The sequence below is a fragment of the Nocardioides sp. Root122 genome (assembly GCF_001425025.1).
In the GTDB taxonomy this organism is placed as follows: domain Bacteria; phylum Actinomycetota; class Actinomycetes; order Propionibacteriales; family Nocardioidaceae; genus Nocardioides.
The window spans coordinates 170715-197039 of record NZ_LMDE01000013.1; the positions used below are offsets into that span (position 1 = coordinate 170715).

Genomic DNA, 26325 nt, shown 5'->3' on the forward strand with positions numbered 1-26325 from the left:
GTGCTGGTCGTGCGTGGTGGTTCAGCGGTTGAGCATCGCCGAGGCGAGCACTCCGAGGATCTCGTTCGGGTTGTTCACCAGGTAGTTCTGACCACCGGTCGCCGCGGCGATCTGGTCGAGCTCACCGGTGTCGGCGTCCTGCGAGATGCCGATGATGATCACCTTGACCGGCTTGGCGGGGTCGCGGATCGACTTCAGCTGGTTGACCAGCGACTCGAGCGTCAGCGAGCTGGAGTCGTCGCTCGCTCCGTCGGTCATGATCACCACGGAGTTGAACCACGCCGGGTCCCACTTCTCCTGCGCGTACTTGTACGCGGCCAGCGTGGTGTCCATGACTCCGGTGCCGCCCTTGACGCGGCTGGGCAGCTTGTCGGCCTCCGCCCGCACCACGTCGCCGTGGGTCTGGCCGTCGCCGGCCGGGGCGTCGAGGCGGTCGAGCGTGGCGTACTCCTCCCACGAGGCGCCGTTGGTGCCGCGGTTCTTGGAGAAGCCCCAGATCCCGATGCGGGCCTGGTCCGGGAAGGCGTCGAGCGCCACCTTCGACGCCTGGACGGCCAGCCCGATGCGGGTGGTGTCACCGATGGCCATCTTCATCGAGCCGGACAGGTCGACGACGGCGAGGATGCTGGACGGGACGGACAGCACGCGCCACTGGCGCAGCGTGTCGTCGGTGGTCTTCTGGGGCACCTTCGGCAGGATCTTGGAGTCGCCCATGCCGACGCCCTCGGGCAGCGGGGCCCCGTCGGGTCCACGGAGCTCGGCCTCGGCGATCGCGTCCACGCCGGCCCCGGAGGTGAACCAGCGGGCGATGGCGCGACCGACGCGGGCGGAGAGGTCGCCGCCCGAGGCGAGGATGTCCTTGCTGCCGCGGTTCACGTCGATCAGCGGGAACTGCAGCATCGGGACGCCGGTCGCCGGGGCGACGAGCGTGAGCTGGTCGTTGCTGCGGCGGGCAGCGAGGTAGGCCTGCTCGGTCGCCGGGACCAGCTGGGTGCTGGTGGCGGAGAGCTCAGCCAGGTCGGTCTCGGAGCTGCTACCGGCCACGGCACGCTCGCCGTAGGTCTGGGCCACCGGGACGGTCTTCTCCTCGATGGAGACGGGGGTCTCGCCGGTGGTCTTCATCTCGGCGTACGGCGCCAGCAGGGCCAGCGCGGACGCGCCCTGGGCGCTCGGGTCCGCCATGGCCAGGCTGCCGCCGTCGAGCGCGGCGGTCCACGATGCCGGCGCCTTGGCGGCAGGACCGCCGACCAGTCCGACAGGGGTCTGCGCGAGGACGTCGGCGACCGGCGTGCCGGTCCAGCCGGCGAGGGTGAGCTGCCCCTTCCACGTCGGGCTGTCCGGGATCCAGATCTCGGGGAGCTTTGCGTTGGGGTCGGCCAGCAGCGCGATGACGTCCTTCACCGTGCCGGCCGTGACGACGATGTCGATGCACGGCTCGTCTGCGTTGACGTCCTTCACGGCCTGCTTCACCAGGCCCTCCATGACGGGGGCAGTGGTGAGGGTGACCTGCTCCGACACGCAGTCGGCCGCCTCGCTGTCGTCGCCGCCACGCAGGGCGAAGAAGCCAACGAGGCCGATCACCAGGAGCAGCGCGAGACCGACGAGCAGCAGCGGGTTGCCCGTCAGGCCGGAACGCGTCGTGGCGTGTCCGGAGTTGTCCGCGCTGGGCGCGGGAGTCGAGTCGTCAAGACTCATTGGAGTCCTCCCAGAGGAACTGTCAATCAGGGGTCTGGGCGAGACTAATCTCCAGCCTGTCCGTCCGCGGCCGAACAACGAAACGAGTCAGTAACAAATGACACACGCCCAGGTCGTCGTCCTGGCCGGCCCCAGCGGCGCCGGGAAGTCCCGCCTGGCGGAGCGCCTCGGACTGCCCGTCCTCCGCCTCGACGACTTCTACAAGGACGGCGACGACCCCTCGCTCCCCCGGATCACCTCGGGAGCCAACGCCGGGCTCGTCGACTGGGACCACCCGGACTCCTGGCACCGCGAGGACGCCCTCGCCTCCCTCCGCGAGCTGTGCGGGACCGGACGCAGCGAGGTGCCGGTCTACGAGATCGCGCAGAACGGACGCTGCGGCTCCCGGACCGTCGAGCTCGGCGGCAGCACGCGGTTCGTCGCGGAGGGCATCTTCGCGCCCGACGTGGTGGCCGCGTGCCGCGAGGAGGGGATGCTGGCGGCGGCCTACTGCATCACCCAGCACCCGCTGGTCACCTTCTGGCGGCGCCTGACCCGCGACCTGCGCGAGCACCGCAAGCCGCCTCTCGTCCTCGTGCGACGCGGGTTCGCCCTGATGCGCGACCAGCAGCGGGTGGTCGCCCACGCGGTCCGACAGGGCTGCCGCCGGGCCACCGGCGACCGGGCCTACGCCGAGCTGACCGGGTCGTGACGTCGTGAGGCTGCGCCAGCCCGATCGCCGGTCGTGCGGCGCCGCGTCCCTGGTGGTGGCCCGCCGGCTGGCCGACCCCCGCTACGCGGCGCTGGTCGGCGACCAGGCCACCTTCGCCCACGAGGCCGCCACCCTGCACCGCCGGCTCACCTCGACGACCGATGCCGACGGACGCCGGCAGGTGCCCTGGCTGCGCGCCGTCGGCACCCCGCCGTGGGCCGTGGCGCGCGACCTGCACGTGGTCACCGGCGTGGCGTACGCCGTCCACGCCGTGCGGCTGGGCCGGCACGTCTGGCCGCACCTCGCCGCCGTGGAGCCGGAGCGCCCGGTCGCGGTCTACGTCGGCAGCCGGCTGCTGCCACGGCACGTCGTGCTCGTCACCGCGGTCGACGGCGACGAGGCGACGACCTACGAGCCTTCCTCGGGCCGGCTGCTCCCCGTGGCGCGTGCCCGCTGGGAGTCCGCGCCGCTCCGGCTCGCAGGGTGGGACCTGCCCTGGTGGGTGATCAGCCCTCGATGAGGGCGGCGTAACCGGGCTTGACGACCTGGTCGATGATCGCCAGCCGCTCGTCGAAGGGCAGGAACGCCGACTTCATCGCGTTGATGGTGAACCAGCGCAGGTCGGTCAGCGTGTAGCCGAACGCCTCGACCAGGCTATACATCTCCTCGGTCATCGACGTGCCGCTCATCAGCCGGTTGTCGGTGTTGACGGTGACGCGGAAGCGCAGCTCAGTCAGCAGGCCGATCGGGTGCTCGGCGAAGGACTCGGCCGCGCCGGTCTGGATGTTGGAGCTCGGGCACATCTCGAGCGGGATCCGCTTGTCGCGGACGTAGGCGGCCAGGCGGCCCAGCTCGACCGAGCCGTCCTCGCCGACCGTGATGTCGTCGATGATCCGCACCCCGTGGCCGAGCCGGTCCGCGCCGCACCACTGGATCGCCTGCCAGATCGACGGGAGGCCGAACGCCTCCCCTGCGTGGATGGTGAAGTGGGCGTTCTCGCGCTGGAGGTACTCGAACGCGTCGAGGTGGCGGGTGGGCGGGAAGCCCGCCTCCGCCCCGGCGATGTCGAAGCCCGCGACGCCGCGGTCTCGCCAGGCGATCGCGAGCTCGGCGATCTCCATCGAGCGGGCCTGGTGGCGCATCGCGGTCAGCAGCTGGCGTACGACGATCCTGCCGTCGCTGGCGGCCATGCCCTCGTCGAAGCCCTCCTGGACCGCGGCCACCACCTCGTCGAGCGTCAGCCCGCCCGTGACGTGCTGCTCGGGGGCGTAGCGCACCTCGGCGTAGACGACGCCGTCGGCAGCCAGGTCCTCGACGCACTCGCGGGCGACCCGGGTGAGCGCGGCGCCCGTCTGCATGACCGCGACGGTGTGGTCGAAGGTCTCGAGGTAGCGCACCAGGGAGCCCGAGTCGGCCGACTCGGTGAACCAGCGGCCGAGCGACTCCGCGTCACCGGCCGGGAGCTCGTGGCCGACCTCGGCAGCCAGCTCGACGATCGTCTGCGGACGCAGCCCGCCGTCGAGGTGGTCGTGCAGCAGCACCTTCGGCGCCGCGTGCACCTGGTCGCGGGTGGGAGTGGTCACCGGGTCATCCAATCAGGCCTGCCCGTGGACGAGCACTAGGGTTCGTGCCCATGCGCACCTTCACCACGCTCGACGACGTCTCCGCAGCGGCCGGGTCCGAGATCGGCACCAGCGAGTGGCTCGTGGTCGACCAGGCCCGCATCGACGCGTTCGCCGACGCCACGCTGGACCACCAGTGGATCCACGTCGACGCGGAGGCGGCTGCCGCAGGCCCCTTCGGCAGGACCATCGCCCACGGCTTCCTCACCCTGAGCCTGCTCCCCCACTTCGCCTCCCAGGTCTTCCGCCTCGAGACCCCCGGCGCCCGGCTCAACTACGGGTTGGAGAAGGTGCGTTTCCCCAGCCCGGTGCCGGTCGACAGCCGGCTGCGCTCCCACGTGCGCTTCGGCGAGGTCCGCGAGCTGGCGCAGGGCAAGCAGCTCATCGTCGAGCACACGGTCGAGATCGAGGGCCAGGACAAGCCGGCCTGCGTGGCCGCGCACGTCGTGCTGCTCCTCGCCTGACCGCGCGCGGACCCGCGCTCACCGCGACAGGACCGCCTGGGCGAACACCTCCAGCACGTCCTGTGGCTGCGCCGCGAGGTAGGCCTCCCCGCCCGTGACGTGGGCCATCTGCTTGAGCGCGGCCAGGTCGGCGTCCCCGCTGATCGCGATCCCCACCAGTCGCACCGGGCGGTCCGGGTCGCGCAGGGCCCGCAGCCGGTCGAGGAGCGGCTCCAGCCCGATGGACCCGGGGTCCTCGTTCTGACCGTCGGTGAGCAGCACGACCGCGTTGGAGTAGTTCGGTCGATAGCTGCGCACGGCCTCCTCGTACGCCGCCAGCGCGGTGTCGTAGAGCCCGGTGCCACCGCCGGTGAGGCTCGGCAGCTCGGCCACCCGCTGGCGCAGGGCGTAGCGCTGGGTGCGCCCGAAGCGCAGGTCGTCCAGGCGCCGGAGCGGCTCGAGCTCGCGCCAGTCGCGCCCGGGGCCGCCCTTGTCGATGGAGAAGATCCACAGCCCGACCCGGGCGTGGTCGGGCAGGAACGACAGGCCGATGCCGGCCGCGTCGGCCAGCAGGTCCATCCGGGTGCCCTGCCCGGCGCCGAAGTCCATCGACCCGGACGCGTCGACCACGGCCAGGATCGACGAGGGGACGGCGAGGGTGCGCCACGACTGCACGGTGGACGCGATGGCGGCCCCGGGCGGCGTGGGCAGGACGGTCGTGACCTCGGAGGCACCGTCGGGTGCCGTCCGGTCGCCGGTGGCCCGCAGACCCTGGCTGTGGAGCTCGGCACGCCCGTCCGGGCTGGCGAGGAAGTCGGCCACGCTGCGCGCGACCGCTCGCGCTCCGGGCGGCGCGTTCTCGCTCACCGCGATCGGGAAGTCGAGCACCGGGGCGCCCACGGCGGGGGTCAGGTCGCGCAGGTCGCTGCGGCCCTGCACGGCGGCGAGCTCCTGCTCGGTGGTCACCACGAGACGCGGCGAGCTGCGCGGGAACATCGCTGGAGCGACCTCGGCGTCGTCCCCGTCCGAGCGGCGGGCACCGTAGGACTGCGCGAACGGTACGACGAGCTCCCGGGCGTCCGCGGCGGTGCGACCGACCGCCCGGGCCTCGGCCTGGGGAGCCACGACGGCCAACGTCCCCGCGACGGTCGTCTCGGGGTCGGGCACCGACACCAGGCCGGACCGCTCCGCGTCGCCCCACGACGCGAACCGGCGAGCCGCGCTGCCACCGGCGAGGAGGACGGGTGTGTGGGCCACGCTGCGTGCCACGATCCGTGGCCGGGCGTCGCCGAGGTAGGCCTTGGTGGTGAGGTAGCGCGCCTCGGGGATCCAGATGTCCGGCGTGTCGCCACCCGTGGCGATGCCCAGGGACACCTCGATCCCGGACCGCATGTCGGGCTCGACGCGGGTGCACGGCGGCGCGGCGCGGTCGACCGCCTGCAGCGCGGCGCCGTAGAGCTCCGGTCCGACGGTGAGCTGGACCGTGTCGTAGGCGCCGCACGAGTCGGCGTCGGCCGCGGCCGTGCCGCTGCGCGACATCAGCAGGTAGGCGGCACCGCCGCCGACGACGACGCCGGTGACCAGGAGGAGGACGACGAGGACGGGCGTCCTCAGTGTGGTCGCGCGGCCCCCGTCGCGCTCGTCAAGCTTGTTCATCGGGCCCCCCGCCCCTTGGGACACCAGCGACGCTAGGGCCGCAAAGTAAAGGGACGAGGGGTTACCGACCGGTCTTCGCCAGAGTTGGGGACGTGCGCGTCAGCCGATCCGGTCGAGCACCAGGTCGGTCGGCGTGAAGGACGCGCCGTCCCCGATGTCGAACCCGCCCTCGAGCGAGGCGAGAGCCCGTTCGAAGCGCACGGGCTCGTCGGTGAGCAGGGTGAACAGCGGCTCGCCCTCGGTCACCGCGTCTCCCGGGCGCGCGTGCCAGACCACGCCCGCGCCGGCCTGGACCGGGTCCTCCTTGCGGGCCCGGCCGGCTCCGAGGCGCCACGCCGCCAGGCCCACCGCCATCGCGTCGAGCCGGGTCAGCGTGCCGCTGGCAGGGGCGGCGACGACGTGCGACTCCTTCGCCTGCGGCAGCGCGGCGTCGGGGTCGCCGCCCTGGGCCCGGATCATCGCCTTCCAGGCGTCCATCGCGGAGCCGTCGGCGAGCTTGTCGGCCGGGTCCACGTCGTCGCGACCGGCACCGGCGAGCATCTCGCGGGCCAGGGCGAGGGTCAGCTCGACGACGTCGGCAGGACCGCCGCCGGCGAGCACCTCGACCGACTCCGCGACCTCGATCGCGTTGCCGGCCGTGCGGCCCAGCGGGGTGGCCATGTCGGTGAGCAGGGCGACGGTGTGCACGCCCGCGTCGGTGCCGAGCGCGACCATCGTCTCGGCCAGCTCCCGAGCCGTCACGAGGTCCTTCATGAAGGCGCCGCTGCCGACCTTCACGTCGAGCACCAGCGCGCCGGTGCCCTCGGCGATCTTCTTGCTCATGATCGAGCTGGCGATCAGCGGGATCGCCTCGACCGTGCCGGTGACGTCGCGCAGGGCGTAGAGCTTCTTGTCGGCCGGGGCCAGGCCGTCGCCGGCCGCGCAGATGACGGCGCCGACGTCCTCGAGGATCGAGAACATCTCCTCGTTGCTCAGCAACGCGCGCCACCCGGGGATCGACTCGAGCTTGTCGAGGGTGCCGCCGGTGTGGCCCAGCCCGCGCCCGGACAGCTGCGGCACGGCGACGCCGCACGCCGCGACGAGCGGCGCCAGCGGCAAGGTGATCTTGTCGCCCACGCCGCCGGTCGAGTGCTTGTCGGCGGTGGGTCGCGAGAGGGACGAGAAGTCCATCCGCTCCCCGGACGCGATCATCGCCGCGGTCCAGCGGGCGATCTCCGTGCGGTTCATCCCGTTGAGCAGGATCGCCATCGCGAGGGACGACATCTGCTCGTCGGCGACCTCGCCGCGCGTGTAGGCGTCGATCACCCAGTCGATCTGGCTGTCGCTGAGCTCGTGCTTGTCGCGCTTGGCGAGGATCACCTCGACGGCGTCGTGTGCGGGCATCAGCGGGCTCCTCCATCAGTGGCCACGTGGGCCAGGTCCTCGGGTCCGAAGGCGTCGGGCAGCACCTCGGACATGGGCTTGACCCCCGAGACGGTCCAGACCAGCAGGTCGCGGCCGCCGTGCTCGAACAGCAGCTGGCGGCAGCGCCCGCACGGCATGATGATCTCGCTCGCGCCGTTGACGCACACGAAGTGGGTCAGCCGACCGCCTCCGGTGGCGTGCAGCTGGGAGACGAGGCCGCACTCGGCGCACAGCACGACGCCGTACGCCGCGTTCTCGACGTTGCACCCCGACACGACGCGGCCGTCGTCCACGCGTGCGGCCGCACCCACCGGGTATCCGGAGTACGGCGCATAGGCGTGACGCATCACCTCCACCGCAGCGGCCCTGAGATCGTCCCAGTCCCTCTGTTCCACCGTCTGCTCCACGCTGTCGTCCACCCTCTTCGCTAGACGGCAACTATGGCGCATACGAGAATCGGTTGGTCTTCGGCAGGATCCGCCGAAAGATCTCCTGCGACTTTTAGGTCTCAAACGCATCTCAGTACGCCCGATCCGCGTGACGGGTGGCGTAGGTGCAGGCATCATGACGCCGGAAAGCTGACCCCACCCCGGGGTGCACATTTTTGGAGGCATTTGTGTTGAAGACGAGGAAGGTCGTCTCGAGCGGCCTGGTGGCGCTCCTGGCAGCCGCGACCCTGGCTGCGTGTGGTGACGCGCCCGAGGATGACAACACCGGGTCTGGGAACGACAGCAAGGCGAGCAGCAGCGACGTGCAGCCGTGCATCGTCTCCGACGCCGGCGGGTTCGACGACAAGTCGTTCAACCAGCTCAGCTACGAAGGCGCCAAGCAGGCCGCGGACGAGCTCGGCGTCAAGCTGATCCCGGTGGAGTCCAACAGCGAGAACGACTTCGCCCCCAACCTCGAGAGCCTGGTCGGCCAGGGCTGCAACGTCATCGTGACGGTCGGCTTCGCCCTCGCCGCGGCCACCAAGGACTCGGCCAAGGCCAACCCCGACATCGAGTACATCCTGATCGACGACTCGGCTGACGGCGGCAAGGACGGCGCCACGTTCGACGGCAAGGCCGACCAGCCCAACATCAAGCCGCTCCTCTACAACACGGCCCAGGCCGCGTTCCTGGCCGGCTACGCCGCCGCCGACTACACCAAGACCGGCGTCGTGGGCACCTACGGCGGCATGCCGTTCCCGACCGTCACCATCTTCATGGACGGCTTCAAGCAGGGCGCGGAGTACTACGCCAAGGAGAAGAAGAAGGACGTCAAGGTCGTCGGTTGGGACGGCAAGAACGGCTCCTTCACCGGTGGCTTCGAGGCCAACGAGGCCGCGACCAGCACCGCCAAGCAGATCCTCGACCAGGACGTCGACGTGATCCTGCCCGTGGGTGGCCCGATCTACCAGGGCGCCATCACCGCCATCGAGGACTCCGGCAAGGACATCGCGATGGTCGGCGTCGACGCCGACCTCTACGAGACCGACCCGTCCACCCAGGACTACGTCATGACCTCGATCCTCAAGAACATGAAGGTCTCGACCTACGAGGCGATCATGGAGGCCGACGGCGGCGACGTCGACTACACCCCCTACGTCGGCACGCTCGACAACGACGGAGTCGGCATCGCGCCGTTCCACAACTTCGAGAGCAAGGTCAACCCCGAGCTCGCCGACGAGCTCGACACCGTGAAGGCCGGCATCATCGACGGCTCGATCGAGGTCAAGTCCTACCTGGGCTGACCCCCACCACGCTCCACCAGGAGGGAGGCCGACGCTCGCGTCGGCCTCCCTCTCTGTTCACCGGGCGTTGCCAGTCCCGCACCCCGACCTTTGGCACATGTCGGCGCAGTGTCCCGGCGCCTGCGACAGTTACCCTTCCCCGCGCGCTCTCGCGCCCCGTACGTGCCGGCCCGCGAGGCCGCCCTACGAGACACCCCGGTCCAGACCTGCGGACCCAAGCGACCCCTAGGATGCGATGCCATGAGACTCGTCCTGCGAGGCATCACCAAACGCTTCGGCAGCATGGTGGCCAACGACTCGATCTCCCTGACCGTCGAGCCCGGCGAGATCCACTGCCTGCTCGGTGAGAACGGCGCCGGCAAGTCCACGCTGATGAACGTCCTCTACGGCCTCTATAAGGCCGACGAGGGCGAGATCGAGCTCGACGGCAAGGTCCAGCACTTCACCGGGCCCGGCGACGCGATGGCGGCCGGCATCGGCATGGTCCACCAGCACTTCATGCTGATCCCCGTCTTCACCGTCGCCGAGAACGTCATGCTCGGCAACGAGACCACCGGCTTCGCCGGCAGCCTCGACCTCGACGCCGCCAGCGCGCGCGTCACCGAGATCTCCGAGCGCTTCGGCTTCCACGTCAACCCCGACAGCCTCGTCGAGGACCTCCCCGTCGGCGTGCAGCAGCGGGTGGAGATCATCAAGGCGCTGTCCCGCGACGCCGAGCTGCTGGTGTTCGACGAGCCGACTGCGGTGCTCACGCCGCAGGAGACCGACGAGCTGATGGACATCATGCGCCAGCTCAAGGAGGCCGGGAAGGCCATCGTCTTCATCACGCACAAGCTGCGCGAGGTCCGTGCGGTGGCCGACCGGATCACGGTCATCCGCCTCGGCAAGGTGGTCGGCGAGGCCGACCCCAAGGCCAGCAACGCCGAGCTCGCCTCCATGATGGTCGGGCGACCGGTCGAGCTGGTCGTCCACAAGGACCCTCCGACGCTCGGTGACGCCGCGTTCGTGGTCAAGGACCTGCGCGTGGTCGACGCCGCCGGGCACGTGCACGTCAATGGCTTGAGCTTCACGATCCGGGCGGGCGAGGTCCTCGCCGTGGCCGGCGTGCAGGGCAACGGCCAGACCGAGCTCACCGAGGCGATCCTCGGCCTCCAGGACGACGTGACCGGGTCCATCACCCTCGACGGTGTCGAGCTCGTCGGCCGGTCGACGCGCAAGATCCTCGACGCAGGTGTCGGGTTCATCCCCGAGGACCGCCAGGTCGACGGCCTCGTGCCGGGCTTCACGATCGCCGAGAACCTGATGCTCAACCGCAGCTTCAAGTCGCCGTTCGTCAAGAACGGATCCCTGCGCCTGGGTGCGCTGCGCGAGTTCGCACAGAAGAAGCTGACGGAGTACGACGTCCGCGCCCGCGACATCGACGCGCTCGCCACCAACCTCTCCGGCGGCAACCAGCAGAAGGTGGTCGTGGCGCGCGAGCTCTCCCGTGACCTGCGCCTGCTCGTGGCCGCCCAGCCCACCCGCGGCGTGGACGTCGGCTCGATCGAGTTCATCCACAAGCAGATCGTGGCGACCCGCGACAGCGGCATCCCGGTGCTCGTCGTCTCCACCGAGCTCGACGAGGTGGTCGCTCTCGCCGACCGCATCATGGTGCTCTACCGCGGCCAGGTCGTCGGCATCGTCCCGGCCGACACCCCCCGCGAGACCCTCGGTCTCATGATGACCGGCGAACGCCCGAAGGACCTGAAGGACGTGGTCGCATGAGTGACACCGACAAGCCGAAGCAGGACGACGCGCCCGTCGGGGCGCCGGTGGACGTCGCCGACGACTCGACGGCCGACACGAGGGCCGACGCAGGCGCCGACGCGGGTGCCGACCGGGAGGCGCGCTCGCGCTCCATGCTCCGTGAGATCGCCTCCGGCGACGCCCTGTCCGGCGTGCTCGCGGTGTTCCTGGCCGTCTTCGTCGGCTCGGTGATGATCGCCGCGACCGACGACGGCGTGCGCGAGACGCTCAGCTACATCACCGCTCGTCCGTCCGACTTCTTCAGCGCCCTGTGGGACGCGATCTCCGGGGCCTACAGCGCGATGTTCCGCGGCGCGGTCTACAACAACCTCGTCACCGACCCGGCGCAGCAGTGGCGCCCGCTCACCGAGACGCTCAAGTTCGCCGGCCCGCTGATCCTCGGCGGCCTCGGCGTCGGCCTGGCGTTCCGGGCCGCCATGTTCAACATCGGTGGCCGCGGCCAGATGCTCCTCGCCGGTGGCGCGGCCGCCTGGATCGGGTTCCGGTTCGACCTGCCCATGATCATCCACCTGCCGCTGGCCGTGCTCGTCGGCATGCTGTTCGGCGCCCTGTGGGGCGGCATCGCGGGCCTGCTCAAGGCGCGCACCGGCGCCCACGAGGTGATCGTCACGATCATGCTCAACTACGTCGGCTACTACCTGGTGTTCTGGGCCCTCACCAAGGAGTGGCTCCTCGCCACCCCGGGCTCGGTCAACCCCAAGTCGCCGCCGATGAAGGACTCCGCGATCCTGCCCAAGGTGCTGGGTGACCGGTTCAACCTGCACTTCGGCTTCATCATCGCGCTGGTCGCCGTCGCGGTGGTCTGGTGGCTGCTCAACCGCTCCACCCTCGGCTACCGGATCCGCGCCGTCGGTGAGAACCCCAACGCCGCTCGCGCGTCCGGCATCAACGTCGGGCGCACCTACACGGTCGTGATGATGCTCGGCGGCGCGCTCCTCGGCCTCGCCGGCGTCAACCAGGTGCTCGGCACCGTGACCAGCGGCGTGTCGGTCGACATCGACGCGGGCATCGGGTTCGACGCGATCACGGTCGCGCTGCTCGGACGCTCGCGACCGCTCGGCATCCTGGCTGCCGGCATCCTGTTCGGTGCCTTCAAGGCCGGCGGCTTCACCATGCAGGCCTCGGAGAACATCTCCGTCGACCTCGTGCTGGTGGTCCAGTCGCTGATCGTCCTCTTCCTCGCCGCCCCGCCCCTGGTGCGCGCGATCTTCCGGCTCCCCGCCCAGGAGGCCAAGTGAGCACCACGATGGACCGCCCGACCCCCGAGAGCGGCGGGCTCGCTCCGGACGACGCCGTGACGCCCACCAGGACGGCCGGCCGGCGCAAGCTGCCGACCATCCTCGGCGTGGTCACGGTGCTCCTCGGCCTGCGACTCCTCACCACGTCGCGGTCCGGTGACACCACGTTCCGCCTGGCGGTCGACAGCGACTTCGCCAAGCTGCCCGACGCCGTGCTCCCCTCCTCGGCCACGGCGTGGCTGATGCTGGTGGTGTGCCTTGCGCTCACCGCCGAGGCCGTACGCCGCATGCTCGCCCGCTCGCGACAGCCGCTCTGGCTGCCGATCGTCTTCGCCCTCGCCTGGATGATCGGCTTCCTCAGCTGGGAGGCGGCCGGCAGCCGCATCTCCATCGTGAGCCTGCTCGCCGGCGCGATCGCGCTGGCGATCCCCCTCGTCTTCGGTGCGCTGGGCGGCGTGCTCGGCGAGCGTGCGGGCGTGGTCAACATCGCCATCGACGGCCAGCTGCTGTTCGGCGCCTTCGCGGCCTCCATCACCGCCAGCCTCACCGGGTCGCCCTGGGCGGGCCTCGTCGCGGCGATGGCCGCCGGCGCCCTGATGGCACTCGTCCTGGGCCTGTTCGCGATCACCTACTTCGTCGACCAGGTCATCGTCGGCGTCGTGCTCAACGTGCTGGTGGTGGGCCTCACCAACTTCCTGTTCCGGCAGGTGCTCACGCCCAACGCGGAGTCGCTGAACTCCCCCGAGCGGATGCGCGGACTGCCCATCCCGGTCCTCGGCGACATCCCGCTGATCGGTCCGATCTTCTTCCGCCAGCCTGCCCTGGTCTACGTGCTCTACGTGATCGTTGCCCTGGTGGCGTGGTCGCTCTACCGCACCCGCTGGGGGTTGCGGGTCCGGGCGGTCGGCGAGCACCCGAAGGCCGCTGACACGGTGGGCATCAAGGTCAACCGGACCCGCTACCGCACCATCCTGCTCGCGGGCGCGATCGCCGGCCTCGGCGGCGCCTACTACAGCCTGGTGTCGGTCTCCGGGTTCAACCGGGAGATGACCGGCGGCGCCGGCTACATCGCGCTGGCGGCCGTGATCTTCGGCAAGTGGGACCCGATCCGCGCCACCCTGGCGGCCCTGCTCTTCGGCTTCGCCCAGAACCTCGCCGGAGTGCTGTCGTCCATCGGTGCGCAGATCCCGCCACAGCTCCTGCTGAGCCTGCCCTACGTCATCACCATCTTCGCCGTGGCCGGCCTCGTCGGACGTTCGCGTCCGCCGGCGGCCGACGGCGTCGCCTATCGACAACAGTAGGCGACCTCCGGGCGACCCCGAGGCAAGCCGTGCGCCCCGCCGCGCGTCCTCGGCGCCGGTGTGGGTACCAGTGGGCGTCGGGCGACGTGCGTAACCTGCGTGCCAGTCGGACACTCGGAGGTTCTGATGACACACGACCGTCCTGACCCCGCCCTCGCGAACGCCGGGGACGGCGGTGGCGCACTGGCCGAGGCGACCGCGCGCTATGCCTCGCTGTTCTCCCACCACCCGCAGTCCGCGTGGTCGCTGGACGCCCGCGGTCACTTCACCGACGCCAACCAGCGCACCCTGGAGATGACCGGGCTGACCCTGGCCGAGCTCCGGGAGGCGCACTTCTCGCAGGTCATCCACGCCGACGACCTGGAGCGATTCCAGGACGGGTTCGAGCAGGTGATGGCCGGCGACCCGCAGCTCCTCGACGGACGCGTGGCCCGCCCGGACGGCGTGGTCATCGACATCCGGTGCACCGCGATCCCCGTCGTCGTCCACGACGAGGTGGTCGGCGTGCACGGGATCAGCGAGGACGTGACCGAGGCCAAGCAGGTGCTGCGCGAGCTCGAGGAGGCCAACGCGGCCAAGACGCTGTTCCTGGCCACCGTGAGCCACGAGGTCCGCACGCCCCTGGCCGCCATCGTGGGTGCCACCGACCTGCTCATGGCCACCGACCTCGCCCCGGAGCCGGCGCGCTACGCGCAGATCCTGCAGCGCTCCAGCGAGCGGCTGATGCGCCTGGTCGAGGACATCCTGGAGTTCTCCGGGCTCGAGGCGCACCAGGCCGTGCTGCGACCGAGACCCTTCGACATCCGCGCGCTCGTCTCCGACATCGAGGACTGGGCGGCGCCGCTGGCCCGGACGCGCGGGCTGACGGCGACCTTCGCGGTCGACGCGTCCGTCCCGGCGACGGCGGTCGGCGACTGCCGCCGGATCAGCCAGGTCGTCACCAACCTGGTCGACAACGCGATCACCTTCACCGAGCGGGGCGGCGTCGACGTACGCGTGAGTGCACCCGATGACGGGCAGGACACCGAGTCGGCGTCGTGGCTCGAGCTCGAGGTCCGCGACACCGGCATCGGCATCTCCCCCGACCAGCTGCCCGCGCTGATGGCGCCCTTCCGGCAGGCGGACCCGCACGCCGGAGACCGCCGCGGCCTCGGGCTCGGCCTGGCGATCAGCAACGAGCTCGTCGCGCTGATGGGCGGGCGCCTGACGGCCACGTCCACGCCCGGGGAGGGCAGCACGTTCACGGTCGCCCTTCCGCTGGGTCGCGACGAGGCGACTTCCCCCATGTGAGCGATTCGCTCCACCGGTGGCCGGGTGGACGCTGGTGGGCGCGGCCGCGTACGGGACGCGGGCGCTCCATCCGGGGGGAACCATGTCCGAGCCGCTGCCACCTCAGGTCGCCCGACGCACCTACTCCGGCATCCGCCTCGGGGTGGTGATGGTCATCCTCGCCCTGGGCTTCGCCGTGTGGCGCGAGATCGCCAACGCTCCCGACGGGTGCGTCCAGCGGTCGCTCAGCGCGTACTTCTACACGCCGGTGCGACCGGTCTTCGTCGGCGCCCTGCTGCTCATCGGCTTCGCCATGATCGTGATGTGGGGCAAGACCTCGGCCGAGGACGCCGTGCTGAACGTCGCCGGCCTGCTGCTGTCGGTCGTGGCGCTGGTCCCGACCCTCGATGCCAACTACTGCAGCCTGCCGGCGTCCGTCCGGGGCGGCTCGCCCGAGACCCAGGTCGCCAGGATCGAGGACAACGACCTCATCAAGGCCAACGCCGAGACCGTCGCCCGCAGCTTCACGGCGCTGCTGTTCGCCTTCGTGGTGATCCTCGTGCTGGTCGCGGTCCTCACCCTGAAGGCCTGGGCCGGCGGCAACGTGCCCGGACGCCACGAGCGGCGGGCCTACATCGCGACGTGGGTGGTGGCGGCAGGGACCGTCGCCGTCCTCTACTGGCTCTACCGCGACGCCGACGACCCGGACAGCGTCTTCAACCACGACGTGCACGCCTGGTCGGCCAACATCGCGGTCGGACTCGTCATCGTCGCGGTCTTCCTCGCGGCCCGGCAGAACCGGGGCGACCCGGCGCGCAGGCGCTGGGTCTGGCTCTACGGCCTGCTCGGCGTGGCCATGGTCGTCACGGCCGTGGTCGTCAAGGGCGGCGACGCCGTCGGGCTGTTCTCCGGCTGGCTCGACGCCCACGCCACGTTCGTCGTCGAGGCGATCCTCATCGGCTTCATCGCCGTCTTCTGGGTGTTCCAGACCATCGAGCGCCGCAAGGAGGGCGCACCGACGTACTGACCGGGCGGACTGACGCTCACGACCGCAGGGAGCAGACGATGACTGGAGCGACGTACCTCGACGGCAACTTCGCGCCGGTGGCCACCGAGGTGACCGCCACGGATCTCGAGGTGACGGGCGCGGTGCCGCCCGGCCTGGCTGGCAGGTACATCCGCACCGGGCCCAACCCGTTCGCAGCGCAGGCCGACACCTACCACTGGTTCGCCGGCGACGGGATGGTGCACGGCGTCGACCTGCACGGCGGCCAGGCCCGCTGGTACCGCAACCGCTGGGTGCGCAGCCCCGAGGCCAGCGAACGCCTCGCTGAGTCCCCCGTGCCCCGGGAGGACGGCGGGTGGTACCCCGGTTCGGGAAACACCAACGTGTTCGCCCACGCGGGCCGGATCCTTGCCGTGACTGAGGGCTCGCTGCCCTACGAGCTGACGGGCGAGCTGGACACGGTCGCGACGCGCAACTTCGGCGGCCCCCTCCCCGGCGGCATCAACGCGCACCCCAAGCTCGACCCGAGCACGGGCGAGATGCACGTGATGAGCTACGGCTTCGACAACCCCGCGCTGCGCTACCACGTGATCGCCCCGTCCGGAGAGCTCACCAGCACCGTCGAGATCGACCTTCCGGCGCCGGTCATGCTCCACGACATGGGCCTGACCGCCTCGAGGGTCGTGCTCTTCGACCTGCCTGTGCTCTTCGACCTCGAGCTCGCCCTCCAGGGCGTCTCCCTGCCCTTCCGCTGGCGACCCGACAACGGGGCACGGGTCGGGCTCCTGCCCCGTACCGGCACCGCCTCCGACGTCCTGTGGATCGACGTCGAGCCGTGCTTCGTCTACCACCCTCTCAACGCCTTCGACGCCGGCGACCGGGTGATCATCGACCTGGTGGTCCACGACCATGCCTTCGCCGAGGACCGCGAGCCCGTGTCCGATCGCCCCCGCCTGGAGCGCTGGACGATCGACCCGCAGGCACGCAAGGTGCTCACCGAGACGATCGACGACCGCGGCACGGAGTTTCCTCGCGGCGACGAACGACTCACGGGCAGCCGGCACCGCTACGGCTACACGATCGGCCAGTCCTCGGTGCTCGACCTGGGCGCCCTGGGCGATGACCCCCGGACGGCCATCCGCAAGCACGACCTCGTCGGCGGCACCACGGTCGAGGTGGACCTGGGCCCCGGGCGCATCGCCAGCGAGATGGTGTTCGTTCCCGAGGGCGACGCGGCCGGCGAGGACGACGGCTGGCTCATGGGCTACGTGTACGACGCCGCGCGCGACGCCAGCGACCTGGTGATCATCGACGCCCACGACTTCGGGCGTCCCGTGGCCACGGTCCACCTGCCCGCGCGGGTGCCGCAGGGATTCCACGGGAACTGGATCCCCGACTCCGCCCTCGCCTGACCCTCGAACACCGTCGCCTTCGGCGGCGTTCTCGTGACCGGCCGGCGGGACATCGCCATGGGGGCGGGCACCGGCGTCGCCAACGGAGCGACTCTCCTTGCGCTGTCGACGTTGTCGGAGCGGTGTGTGAAGGTACCGACATTGCGGGTGGAAGGGTGCCATGGTGACGGGTACGAGCCAGACGATGCTGATCGCGTTGCGTGGCAACAGCGGATCGGGCAAGACCACCGTGGCCCGCGCGCTGCAACGGCAGCGGGGCAGGGACCAGCTGGCGGTGATCTCGCAAGACGTCGTGCGCGGCGAAGTGCTGTGGGCGAACGACCGAGCGGGCAACCCGGCGATCGGCCTGATCGACGTGATGGCACGCTACGCACTCGACCGGGGCTTCTCCGTCGTGGTCGAGGGCATCCTGCACCCAGACCGCTACGGCGACATGCTCAGGCGGCTCATCGGAGACCACAACGGCAGAAGCCTCGCCTACTTCTGGGACGTCCCCTTCGAGGAGACACTCCGGCGCCATGCAACGAAGCCCAAGGCAGCGGAGTTCGGCGAAGCGGAGATGCGCGACTGGTGGTACGGAGCCGCGTACGTCGACGGCCTCGCCGAAGCCACCATCGAGGTCGAGGAGACGCTGGACGACGCGATCCGACGCATCAGCGCCGACTGCGGGTGGGCGTAGGAGTCGCACACGGGCCCCAGCCGCGTCGCGGCTGCGGGCTCAACGCGGCAGATCCGGATGTTGCTAGGCACACACAACGACTCGTCGCGGACGCATCACTCGTCGCCCACGAGGTGGAGTTGACCGACCTGCCACCAGTCGGCGTACTCCGAGATGTCTGCCCGTCGCCGACACTCGGACCATCGGGCCAGATTCGCGGCGTCCATTGCGTGGTCCCAGTCGCCGTCTTCACCCAGCGGCACCTCGCTGCCAGTGACGTCTACCTCTGCTGAGCCGTCCAAGGGGATGGATTCATCGCCATCGCGGATCTTCAGAGAGGTCGAACCGTTGGCGAGCGAGGTGCCGAATGGGAAGACCGCCAACTGCCCCTTGAAGAGGATGCAGCCTGCTTCGACACGAAGGTGCCCGCGACCTGTGCTCCAGATGGTGTCGTTTTGACCGTCGGGCCTAGTGATCAACGCGACCGCGTTACCGTCGGAGTCGTCCGCTCCTGTCGTGGGAGCGGACGACGAACACCCCACACACCCGAGTAGCACGATGACCGCTAGGAACGACTTCATACGGCGATCATCGACGCGGCAGTGTCCTGACACCACCACAGTTGCCGAACCGAGACCGGACCGGTGCGGCATCCATGCCATACGGATCTGGGCAGATGCGTGCGCTGATCGCGGCAGACCCGTATGGCCGCTCAGGCTGTCTGTGGCTGCGACGGGTGGTGAACACTTTGGCGACCAACCCTCCACGGGTGCGGCAGCCTGTCAGACTCGGCCCGTGCCGACCATCAGCGAGCGCGCCCGCGTCGCAGCCGACGAGGCCACGGCGGCCACGGCGGCCACGGCGCTAAGGGAACTGGCCTCCGACCGCTCGCCGAAGGTGCGACAAGCCGTCGCTCGAAACCCATCCGCGCCTACGGACGTCCTTCACGACTTGGTGCGCGACGAGAAGTGGGCCGTGCGATTCGCAGTCGCTGAGAATCCCAGTCAACATGCACTTCCAGTCGCTCTAGGAGCGTCCGACCCAGACGCCCGGGGACGAGCAGCACAGCGGGATGACCTCGACGAAGCCAGCGCTCAACTCCTGCTGCACGATCCCGTACACACGGTGCGCGAGCGGATGGCCGAGGTGACGCAGGACGAGAGCGTGGTGGCTGCCTTGGCGCGGGACCCGCACCCGGCTGTTCGCTCAACGATCCTCCTCAATCCGAGACTCAGCGAGACCGATGCCGAGATGCTGGCATCCGATCCCATTGCGCGAGTACGCGCAACAGCAGCAGGGTGTCGGAGGCTCCGACCAGAGGTCCTGAGTCGGATGGCTGACGACCGCTCCTCCCTCGTCCGATGGTCAGTCCTCGTAGACAACCCCGAGCGGCTGGACCTGGCACGCAAGATCGCTCAGGACCCCGACGAGATGAACGCCAATCAAGCGAAAGCCCAACTCGCGCGCCCCCGTGACTTCACGGCGTTCCGTGGCGACATCGACCTCATCGAGTGACGATCGCGCCATGCGCTCATCGGCAGATGAGTGCGCACGGAGTATTCGCTGGGTGATCTACAGGAGAGACACCTGGCCCCTTCGAGTCATCATCTCCTCAGCGATGCGCTGCTGCTCGGGAGACCGGTCAGCAGGGCTCATGTTCAGCACGTCCGAGCCGACGATCCACGCCACGTCGACGTCTGTCTCCGTCGAAGGTGTGGCGGGGCTAAGCACGAGACCAAGTGACCAACAACAGTCCGTCGGCAAGTTCTCCGTGAGCCAGTGCAGGACCTCGGGCATCGCGGCATCGGTGATGAGCAGGCTGTCCACAGCCCAAGTCTCCGCCCCTGGCGTCTGTGACGCGCCTCCGTCGGTATAGACGAAGACGACGAAGTGCCCGCCCATGCGTTCGCTTGCGAGTCGTCGCTCGTCGATCCCCTGGATCTGCATCGCGTCAGACTAGATGCACGCACATCGGCATGAGCGGGGGTTCGCGTCGCGGCATGACCGGGCGAGGCGGGTGTCGGCGCCGCTGCGCCTAACTGCAGGCGTCCGGCCGCGCCAGTGGTCGCAGCTTGAACATGATGATGCCGACGAAGTTCTTGCTCACTCTCGCGTACTTCTCCGGGAATCGCTCGGCCGCCTCGGCCGACATGTAGGGCTCTACGGTCCTCTCGATCCAGAGGCCCGCGTCGCTGAAGGTGTTGAGCAGGTCCGACATCGTGTACGGCACCTTCGTGAGTGTTACCTGGTCGTCCCAGTTGCGGTGCTGATAGGAGAAGCGCTTGGTGGAGAAGTACTCCTCGCCGATGGTTGTGCCGTTTTGCTCCGCGCGTTCGATGGCGTACCTGACCGGCTGGGTCCTGGTGAGCAGGATGAAGCCGTCGTCGGTGAGCATGTCCCGAGCGACGCGCAGGGCGTGAAGCGGATCCTTGGCGTAGCCGAAGGACTGCAGGAACAGGATTCGGTCGAACCGGCGCGTCTCCAGCCCTGGTACGACGGAGAGGTCCGATAGGTCGGCCTGGATGAGCTCGACGCTCGGTCCGGCCGCGATGAAGCTGCCACTGATGTCGACGCCGACCGCCTGCGCCGCGCCCTCGCTGGCCAGTTGAGCGAGCTTGGAGCCGTTGCCGCAGCCCGCATCCAGGACGGTCAGCCCGGTGACGTCTCCCAGCATTCCGCGCTCCGCTGGCCATTCGACGAGTCGGTCGAGGGAGTCCTCACGGGCACGGGCTCGCTCAAACCCTGTCGACAGTGACTGCCACGGACGACTCGCGTCGCCCCGTGCATCGAATCCCGGGTTCGCCATGGGCTGATGCTGCCACTGGCACACCCCGGCGGTTCAGGGGCGCCCTTCATTGCGCTGCCTGCGGAACCGCCGTCGTGCTGCCTGCAGGCTGACGACGGCAGATGAGTGCGCACCGATGTTGCTGACCGTGGGCCTGTGCATGCCTGCTCGCAGGTCCCGTGGGACTACCGTCCCGCGAGAATCGGCAGCCTGCATCCAACCGATCCGCCGCTGGCGGCATCTGGTGGGGTGACGGCATCGACGAAGGGGGACGAGGGTGGGTGCTCGCAGCGACTCGTCAGACGGTGAGTTCACCGAGTTCGTGCACGTGGCATGGCCGGGGCTGTACCGGTCGGCGTACCTGCTGCTGGGCGACCTCGGGCTCGCCGAGGATCTCGCGCAGACCGCACTCGCCAAGACGTACACCGCCTGGGCCAGGATCGAGGACCGCTCGTCGGCTCGCGCCTACGCCCAGCGGACCCTCGTCAACACGGCGTCGTCGTGGTTCCGCAAGCGCGGCTGGCGCAACGAACGCCCGTCGGCGGACCTCCCTGAGCGTCCGGATGCCCGACACCCCGGGGCGCGCATCGAGATCATGGAGGCGCTCGCCCAGCTGCCGCCGCGCCAACGTGCGGTCGTCGTCCTGCGGTACTACGAGGACCTCTCCGTCGCGGAGACGGCCGACGCCCTCGGGTGCTCGACCGGCACGGTCAAGAGCCAGACCTTCGAGGCCTTCGCCAAGCTGCGCCCGCTCCTGGGTGACGCTGCCATCCCCGAGACGTTGGGAGTCCACCGTGGTTGAGCACCTGACCGACCTGATGCGTGCCGAGGCCGAGGCACTCGACATACCTCACCCGCCGACCGAGGCCATCCTGCGTGGTGCGCGCGGCTCCCGACGCACGCACATCCTCGTGCCGGGCCTCGCTGCTGCGGCGGCGGCCACGGTCGTGGGTGCCTTCGTCCTGCTCCCCGGTGCCGGCCAGCGGCCGGACGACGCCGGCGTGCGACGTGCCGAGCGGGCGCCGGCGGCCTTCACCAGCGCGGAGGCCGCAGCGGCCCAGCAGACCTACGCCGAGTCCGGGGCCTATGCGGCCGGGACGAACGTCTACTTCGGCGACCTCGAGCGGGGCGTGGAGATCGACGACAGCGCCGTCCGTGGGCTCTATTACACCTCCGCTGGTCTGCTCGTGCGCCACGGCAAGGACTACCTCATGGACGGCAGCACGCCGGACACGTGGTCGCTCGTCGGCACCGACGGCAGCGTCGCGGGGCTGGACATCTCGCTCGGCGACGTCTCGGCCTCCACCGACCCCACGCAGCCCTACCTCGCCTATGCGCAGCCGGCCGGCGACGCATGGGAGGTCGTCGTCCTCGACCTGCGCACGGGCGAGGCGGTCGCCGTGGTGCCGGTCCGGGGGGCCTTCACGTGGGGCGGATGGGACGCACCGCCGGTGGCGCTGTCCGGCGACCACGTCTACGTCGGCCTGGACGACGACGTCGCAGCCGTCGACTGGCGCACCGGGGACGTCACTGCCACGCCGCTGCCCGGGTCCGTCTACCCCGACATCAGCGCCGACCGGTTCCTGCAGGTCGTCAACCGGCCGACGGCCCGAGGCATCGGGGCGAGCGCCCGGATCAGCGACGCACGGTCCGGAGAGGTGCTCCTGGACCTGCCCGACCTGGGCGACAAGTGGGCGTCCTTGTCTCCCGACGGGAGCCACGTGCTGGTCCTGCCCTACATGCTGGTCGACGACGACGGTCAGATCGGTCGGCTCGACGGCGCGGTCCTCTACTCGGTCGACACCGGCGAGAGCACCGAGCTGCCCGCCTCGCCTGTCGGCGGCTACGGGTGGACGCCGGACGGCTCGGTGATCAGCGTCGACGACGCGGACCTCACACAGTGCGACCTCGCGGGTTGTTCCACCGTCCCCATCGCTCCCGGCGCCGCACGCGCCGGCACGGTCCGGCTGGGTGGGATGGTCAACGAGTCCTGACGAACTCCTGCAGGAGGTAGGCTTCGGCCTCCCTGTTCCAGATGTCGTCGGTCCGCCCGACCAGTCCGGCCAGCTCGGCGAACCTCGTGTCAGTCCGGCCGAGGTCCTCGAAGTCGTCGATGGCGACGAGGTCCAGGTCGGCGTGGGGATAGATGAGGATCTTCCCTCCGGTGAAGTCTGGCAGACCCAACAGCGCGTCCGGCACGGCGTCGAGGCCGCCGACGTGCGTGACCATCTTCGAGGGGTTGATGGTGCCGGCCGCCGACAGGGTCAGCGACTCCTCCATGTCCGAGCGCGAGCCGCCCGACGTACCGACGAGGTGCGTGCTCTCGTAGTGGATGTTGTAGAGGTTGAGGTTGGCGCTGAACTCCTTGTCCGTCGGCCCGGCGAAGAAGTTGAGGCACCCGTCCTGCGCGAGGACGGAGTCGGCGGTCTCGACCAGCCCACGGTGGGCTGCGAACACCATCACGTCGTCGAAGCCACGGCCCTGGCTCAACGACCTCAGCTCCGTCGCGACGTCGACCGTGGTGGCGTCGACGAGCTCCAGACGAGCACCGTGCGCAGCTGCCTCGCCCGGCGGGAAGAGGGAAGCCAGCCTGGACAGCCTCTCGGCGTTGACGTCCACCGCCACGACCAGGCTGCTGCGGTACGGCCCGTGCAGGGCGTAGTCGAGGGCGCCGGCCCCCATGGCCCCACCGCACCCGAGGAGAGCGAGGGCACCGCCCGTGCGGATGCCCATCTGGTGCTGCCAGACCAGTGGCTCCGTGTGGTAGCTGGCGTGGAAGGCTCCGATGATGCACGACATCGGCTCGGCCAGCGACCCGTTGGCGAAGTAGTCGTCGTCGTAGGGCAGCACGCACCCCTTGTCGATCGCGACCTTGGGGATGATGCAGTAGGTCGCATCGCCACCGAACCAGGGGTAGCTGTAGCCCGGCGAGTACCCGCTCGGCAGCCCCATCGTGGGCAGGATCGCCACGTGCTGACCGACGGCGTACCTGTCGGCCACGCCCTCGCCGACCTCCTCCAGCACCCCGGCGAACTCGTGCCCGGTGATCGCGGGCGCCGCGGAGACGTCCTCGGGGACCCGCTTGTGGTCCTCGCCGAGGGACAGCGCCTTGTAGGTCGACAGGCACATGCTGCTGCTCACGACGCGCATCAGGAGCTCGTCGGGGCCGATCTGCGGCAGCTCGATCTCGCTGACCGCGACCTTGTCCCGCCCGTGGATCCGCGCCGCCCTAGCCAGCATGACCGTCAGCCTTCGCAGCCTCAGCAGCCTTCGGTTGCACGAGCGCGCCCGCCAGCTCGTCGAGCGCGGGATCGCCGAGGAAGTTCTGGATCTCGACGATCATGACGTCGGGACGGGCACCGCGTGCCCGGTCGGCGAGGTTGCGGTGCACGACCACGAGGTCGGTGTCGGACGGGATCGCCTCGATCGCGGCGTGGGTCACCGTGACGTCGCCGCGGCCGCCCTGCTCGAGCTTCTTGCGGAAGGTGCTCGCGCCCATCGCGCTGCTGCCCATCCCCGCGTCGCAGGCGAACACGATGCGGCGTACGTCGCCGGCACCGCCGGCCGAGGCCCCACCACCGAGTGCCTGGCCTTCGGCCTTCATCGCCTTCGAGCGCGCCTGGAACTCCTCCAGCTCGAGCGACTCCTCGCCACTGCGACGCCTGGAGAGCTTGAGGATGGCCGACGTCACCGCGAAGCTCACGGCAGCCGCCACCAACACCCCGGCGATGACGCCGACGTGGTCACCGCGCGGCGTCAGCGCGAGGTAGGAGAAGATCGAGCCCGGGCTGGGACCCGCCGTCAGGCCGACGCCGAAGGTCATGAACGTGAGGATCCCGGACATGCCGCCGGCGATCATGCCGACGATGGTGAGGGGCTTCATCAGAACGTAGGGGAAGTAGATCTCGTGGATGCCCCCGAGGAAGTGGATGATGATGGCGCCGGGCGCGCTGTCGCGGATGACGCGGTTGTCGCCGAAGAGCCAGAAGGCGACCAGCAGGCCGAGCCCGGGCCCCGGGTTCGAGGCGACCATGAAGAAGATCGACTTCCCGTCCTCCGCCGCGGCCTGCAGGCCGAGGGGGTAGTACAGCCCCTGGTCGATCACGTTGTTGAGGAAGAGCACCTTGGCCGGCTCGTTGAGCAGGGACAGCAGGGGCAGGGCGCCGGTGTCGACCAACGCGTTGATCGCCTTGAGGAGCACGTCGTTGATGCCGGTGATGAACGGACCGATCGCCTTGTAGGACGCGACGATCAGGCCGAGGCCGAGGAAGCCGAGCGTGAAGTTGTTGACCACCATCTCGAAGCCCGGCCTGATCTTGCTCGCCAGGGCGTCGTCGATCTTCTTGATGAGCCAGGCGCTGAGCGGACCCATGATCATCGCGCCCAGGAACATCGGGATGTCCGCCCCGACGATGAGCCCGATGGTGCCCACCGTGCCGGCCACGCCGCCTCGTTGCCCGTGCACCAGACGACCACCGGTGTAGGCGAGGAGGAGGGGCAGGACGAAGGTGATCATCGGCCCGACGACCTCCGCGAGGTCCTCGTTCGGGATCCAGCCCGTCGGGATGAAGAGGGCGGTGAGCAGCCCCCACGCGATGAACGCGCCCACGTTCGGGATGACCATCGCGGTCAGGAAGCCGCCGAACGCCTGGATCCGCGCTCGGCCGGAGGCCCTGGGGGCCGTGGCTGTTGGCATGTCACTCATGGGTGCTGTCTCCTTGACTGATCGATCCGTCGGGGTGCAGGCGCAGCAGGAGGTCGACCTTGCTGCGATCGGTCCGGGTGCGCGCGAGCTCGATGTTGCGGCGGTCGCTGCGCTCGTAGAACTCCTCCGCCTCGGCCCGCGAGGCGCCGCCGCGCATCTTGCGGTCGATGAGCCGGTCACGGAGCAGGGACGGGGCGGCGTCGATGAACACGTTGAACGACGAGTAGCGGGTCAGCGGCGACCACCGTGGGTCGTCGAGCAGCAGCCAGTTGCCCTCGACCAGGACGACAGCGGCGTCGACGCGGTGGGCACCCGGGACGACGTCGTGCAGCGTGCGGTCGTAGCCGGGCCAGTCGACGACGTCGTGGTCCAGGCCGGCCGCGAGGCACTGGTCGAGCGCAGTCGTGTCGAAGGTGTCGGGCGAGCCCTTGAACCTGCTGAGCGGCACACGGCCGGACGGGGTGTCGACGTACCGGCTGGCGAGGTGGTCGTTCGGGTAGTGGAAGCCGTCGATCCCGACCGCGTCCAGCCCGAGGTGCCGACCCTCGTGCGCGAGGAGGGCCGCCAGCACGGACTTGCCCGTGGCGGGGGGCGCGGCGAGGAACACGTACGTCCGGCGCTGCCCCCGTGACGCGGCGCTCGCCTCCTCCAGCCGCGGAAGCAGCACGTCGTCGATCACGTGCCGGTCGACGACTGCCTCTACGGCAAGCCCGTTGACCAGCAGGGGTCGGACGTGCGTCTGGGCCGGGGTCTGGGAGCGGGTCATCGCATCTCCTGTGCTCATCTGAGCGGTGTCTGCTCATTTGAGTGTGACGCAGGGCACAGCAGACGTCAAGGGGTCTTGTCCCCCGGGATGCGTGCAGGCACGACAAGGACGCGCCAGCTGCCCGCGTGGCGGGAGC

25 protein-coding genes are annotated in these 26325 nt (G+C 70.1%); 14 read left to right on the forward strand and 11 right to left on the reverse strand.

The genetic code is table 11. The features are described from left to right. Positions 1-21: 21 nt before the first annotated feature. Positions 22-1695: a substrate-binding domain-containing protein gene (locus ASC64_RS17920; protein WP_056908910.1), complete on the reverse strand. Its 1674-nt coding sequence runs from the start codon at positions 1693-1695 to the stop codon at positions 22-24. Between the two features lie 97 nt (positions 1696-1792). Between ASC64_RS17920 and ASC64_RS17925 the strand changes: the two genes are divergently transcribed. Beyond that, positions 1793-2386 carry a hypothetical protein gene (locus tag ASC64_RS17925; RefSeq protein WP_056908911.1) on the forward strand — a complete coding sequence of 198 codons (594 nt, stop codon included), beginning with the start codon at positions 1793-1795 and terminating at the stop codon, positions 2384-2386. Between the two features lie 4 nt (positions 2387-2390). After that, a complete protein-coding gene (locus ASC64_RS17930) occupies positions 2391-2906 on the forward strand; it encodes a hypothetical protein (protein WP_056908912.1) in 516 nt (171 codons plus the stop codon). On the opposite strand, the gene ASC64_RS17935 is transcribed toward ASC64_RS17930, so the two are convergent. Further along, on the reverse strand, positions 2893-3969 hold the full coding sequence (locus tag ASC64_RS17935; protein ID WP_082550608.1) for an adenosine deaminase: 1077 nt from the start codon (positions 3967-3969) through the stop codon (positions 2893-2895). The genes ASC64_RS17930 and ASC64_RS17935 overlap by 14 nt on opposite strands. 50 nt (positions 3970-4019) lie before the next feature. Here ASC64_RS17935 and ASC64_RS17940 point away from each other — a divergent pair, with 50 nt between their 5' ends. Then, the gene (locus tag ASC64_RS17940) at positions 4020-4472 is read left to right on the forward strand and encodes a MaoC family dehydratase (protein ID WP_056908914.1); all 453 of its coding nucleotides are present in this window, start codon (positions 4020-4022) and stop codon (positions 4470-4472) included. An 18-nt stretch (positions 4473-4490) separates the two neighbouring features. Here ASC64_RS17940 and ASC64_RS17945 read toward each other — a convergent pair whose 3' ends face one another. The 3 genes from ASC64_RS17945 to ASC64_RS17955 all read right to left on the reverse strand — a co-directional run bounded on the left by ASC64_RS17945 (position 4491) and on the right by ASC64_RS17955 (position 7906). After that, the gene (locus ASC64_RS17945) at positions 4491-6107 is read right to left on the reverse strand and encodes a VWA domain-containing protein (protein ID WP_056908915.1); all 1617 of its coding nucleotides are present in this window, start codon (positions 6105-6107) and stop codon (positions 4491-4493) included. Between the two features lie 99 nt (positions 6108-6206). Further along, positions 6207-7490: a thymidine phosphorylase gene (locus ASC64_RS17950; protein WP_056908916.1), complete on the reverse strand. Its 1284-nt coding sequence runs from the start codon at positions 7488-7490 to the stop codon at positions 6207-6209. Further along, the gene (locus ASC64_RS17955; RefSeq protein WP_056909015.1) at positions 7490-7906 is read right to left on the reverse strand and encodes a cytidine deaminase; all 417 of its coding nucleotides are present in this window, start codon (positions 7904-7906) and stop codon (positions 7490-7492) included. Before ASC64_RS17955 ends, ASC64_RS17950 begins: the two co-directional genes overlap by 1 nt. Positions 7907-8127: 221 nt before the next feature. Between ASC64_RS17955 and ASC64_RS17960 the strand changes: the two genes are divergently transcribed. The 8 genes from ASC64_RS17960 to ASC64_RS17995 all read left to right on the forward strand — a co-directional run bounded on the left by ASC64_RS17960 (position 8128) and on the right by ASC64_RS17995 (position 17954). Beyond that, positions 8128-9243 (forward strand): BMP family lipoprotein, encoded by a 1116-nt coding sequence (locus ASC64_RS17960; RefSeq protein WP_156385273.1) that lies wholly within the window; start codon positions 8128-8130, stop codon positions 9241-9243. A gap of 240 nt (positions 9244-9483) precedes the next feature. Continuing rightward, complete coding sequence (locus ASC64_RS17965; RefSeq protein ID WP_056908917.1) at positions 9484-11007, forward strand: ABC transporter ATP-binding protein; 1524 nt, start codon at positions 9484-9486, stop codon at positions 11005-11007. Continuing rightward, the gene (locus ASC64_RS17970) at positions 11004-12287 is read left to right on the forward strand and encodes an ABC transporter permease (protein WP_082550610.1); all 1284 of its coding nucleotides are present in this window, start codon (positions 11004-11006) and stop codon (positions 12285-12287) included. Before ASC64_RS17965 ends, ASC64_RS17970 begins: the two co-directional genes overlap by 4 nt. Next, on the forward strand, positions 12284-13588 hold the full coding sequence (locus ASC64_RS17975; RefSeq protein WP_235563813.1) for an ABC transporter permease: 1305 nt from the start codon (positions 12284-12286) through the stop codon (positions 13586-13588). The genes ASC64_RS17970 and ASC64_RS17975 overlap by 4 nt, the downstream gene beginning before the upstream one ends. A 126-nt stretch (positions 13589-13714) precedes the next feature. Next, entirely contained in the window at positions 13715-14878 is a 1164-nt protein-coding gene (locus ASC64_RS17980) for a sensor histidine kinase (protein ID WP_056908918.1), read from the forward strand. An 82-nt stretch (positions 14879-14960) separates the two neighbouring features. Further along, a complete protein-coding gene (locus tag ASC64_RS17985) occupies positions 14961-15884 on the forward strand; it encodes a hypothetical protein (protein ID WP_056908919.1) in 924 nt (307 codons plus the stop codon). A gap of 38 nt (positions 15885-15922) precedes the next feature. Beyond that, positions 15923-17275, forward strand: coding sequence for a carotenoid oxygenase family protein (locus ASC64_RS17990; RefSeq protein ID WP_056908920.1), 1353 nt, complete (start codon positions 15923-15925; stop codon positions 17273-17275). A 184-nt stretch (positions 17276-17459) separates the two neighbouring features. Beyond that, positions 17460-17954: an AAA family ATPase gene (locus tag ASC64_RS17995; RefSeq protein ID WP_200937882.1), complete on the forward strand. Its 495-nt coding sequence runs from the start codon at positions 17460-17462 to the stop codon at positions 17952-17954. 95 nt (positions 17955-18049) lie between these two features. Here the strand turns inward: ASC64_RS17995 and ASC64_RS18000 are convergent, their stop codons facing one another. After that, positions 18050-18514: a hypothetical protein gene (locus ASC64_RS18000; RefSeq protein ID WP_056908922.1), complete on the reverse strand. Its 465-nt coding sequence runs from the start codon at positions 18512-18514 to the stop codon at positions 18050-18052. 214 nt (positions 18515-18728) lie between these two features. Between ASC64_RS18000 and ASC64_RS22210 the strand changes: the two genes are divergently transcribed. Continuing rightward, positions 18729-19448 carry a hypothetical protein gene (locus tag ASC64_RS22210; RefSeq protein WP_156385274.1) on the forward strand — a complete coding sequence of 240 codons (720 nt, stop codon included), beginning with the start codon at positions 18729-18731 and terminating at the stop codon, positions 19446-19448. A gap of 57 nt (positions 19449-19505) precedes the next feature. Here the strand turns inward: ASC64_RS22210 and ASC64_RS18010 are convergent, their stop codons facing one another. Both ASC64_RS18010 and ASC64_RS18015 read right to left on the reverse strand, forming a co-directional pair. Further along, a complete protein-coding gene (locus ASC64_RS18010; protein ID WP_056908924.1) occupies positions 19506-19880 on the reverse strand; it encodes a hypothetical protein in 375 nt (124 codons plus the stop codon). Positions 19881-19968: 88 nt separating this feature from the next. Then, the gene (locus ASC64_RS18015) at positions 19969-20739 is read right to left on the reverse strand and encodes a class I SAM-dependent methyltransferase (RefSeq protein WP_056909019.1); all 771 of its coding nucleotides are present in this window, start codon (positions 20737-20739) and stop codon (positions 19969-19971) included. A 256-nt stretch (positions 20740-20995) separates the two neighbouring features. Between ASC64_RS18015 and ASC64_RS18020 the strand changes: the two genes are divergently transcribed. Both ASC64_RS18020 and ASC64_RS18025 read left to right on the forward strand, forming a co-directional pair. Further along, a complete protein-coding gene (locus ASC64_RS18020; RefSeq protein ID WP_082550611.1) occupies positions 20996-21520 on the forward strand; it encodes a SigE family RNA polymerase sigma factor in 525 nt (174 codons plus the stop codon). Then, positions 21513-22712 (forward strand): hypothetical protein, encoded by a 1200-nt coding sequence (locus tag ASC64_RS18025; RefSeq protein WP_056908925.1) that lies wholly within the window; start codon positions 21513-21515, stop codon positions 22710-22712. Before ASC64_RS18020 ends, ASC64_RS18025 begins: the two co-directional genes overlap by 8 nt. Here ASC64_RS18025 and ASC64_RS18030 read toward each other — a convergent pair. Genes ASC64_RS18030 through ASC64_RS18040 form a run of 3 tightly spaced genes read right to left on the reverse strand, consistent with a single transcriptional unit; the run spans position 22699 to position 26189 of the window. Beyond that, entirely contained in the window at positions 22699-23958 is a 1260-nt protein-coding gene (locus ASC64_RS18030) for a zinc-binding dehydrogenase (RefSeq protein ID WP_056908926.1), read from the reverse strand. The two genes, ASC64_RS18025 and ASC64_RS18030, sit on opposite strands and share 14 nt — an antisense overlap. Beyond that, the gene (locus tag ASC64_RS18035) at positions 23948-25423 is read right to left on the reverse strand and encodes a PTS mannitol transporter subunit IICB (protein WP_156385275.1); all 1476 of its coding nucleotides are present in this window, start codon (positions 25421-25423) and stop codon (positions 23948-23950) included. The genes ASC64_RS18030 and ASC64_RS18035 overlap by 11 nt, the downstream gene beginning before the upstream one ends. Next, a complete protein-coding gene (locus ASC64_RS18040; RefSeq protein ID WP_056908928.1) occupies positions 25416-26189 on the reverse strand; it encodes a hypothetical protein in 774 nt (257 codons plus the stop codon). The genes ASC64_RS18035 and ASC64_RS18040 overlap by 8 nt, the downstream gene beginning before the upstream one ends. Positions 26190-26325 lie beyond the last annotated feature (136 nt).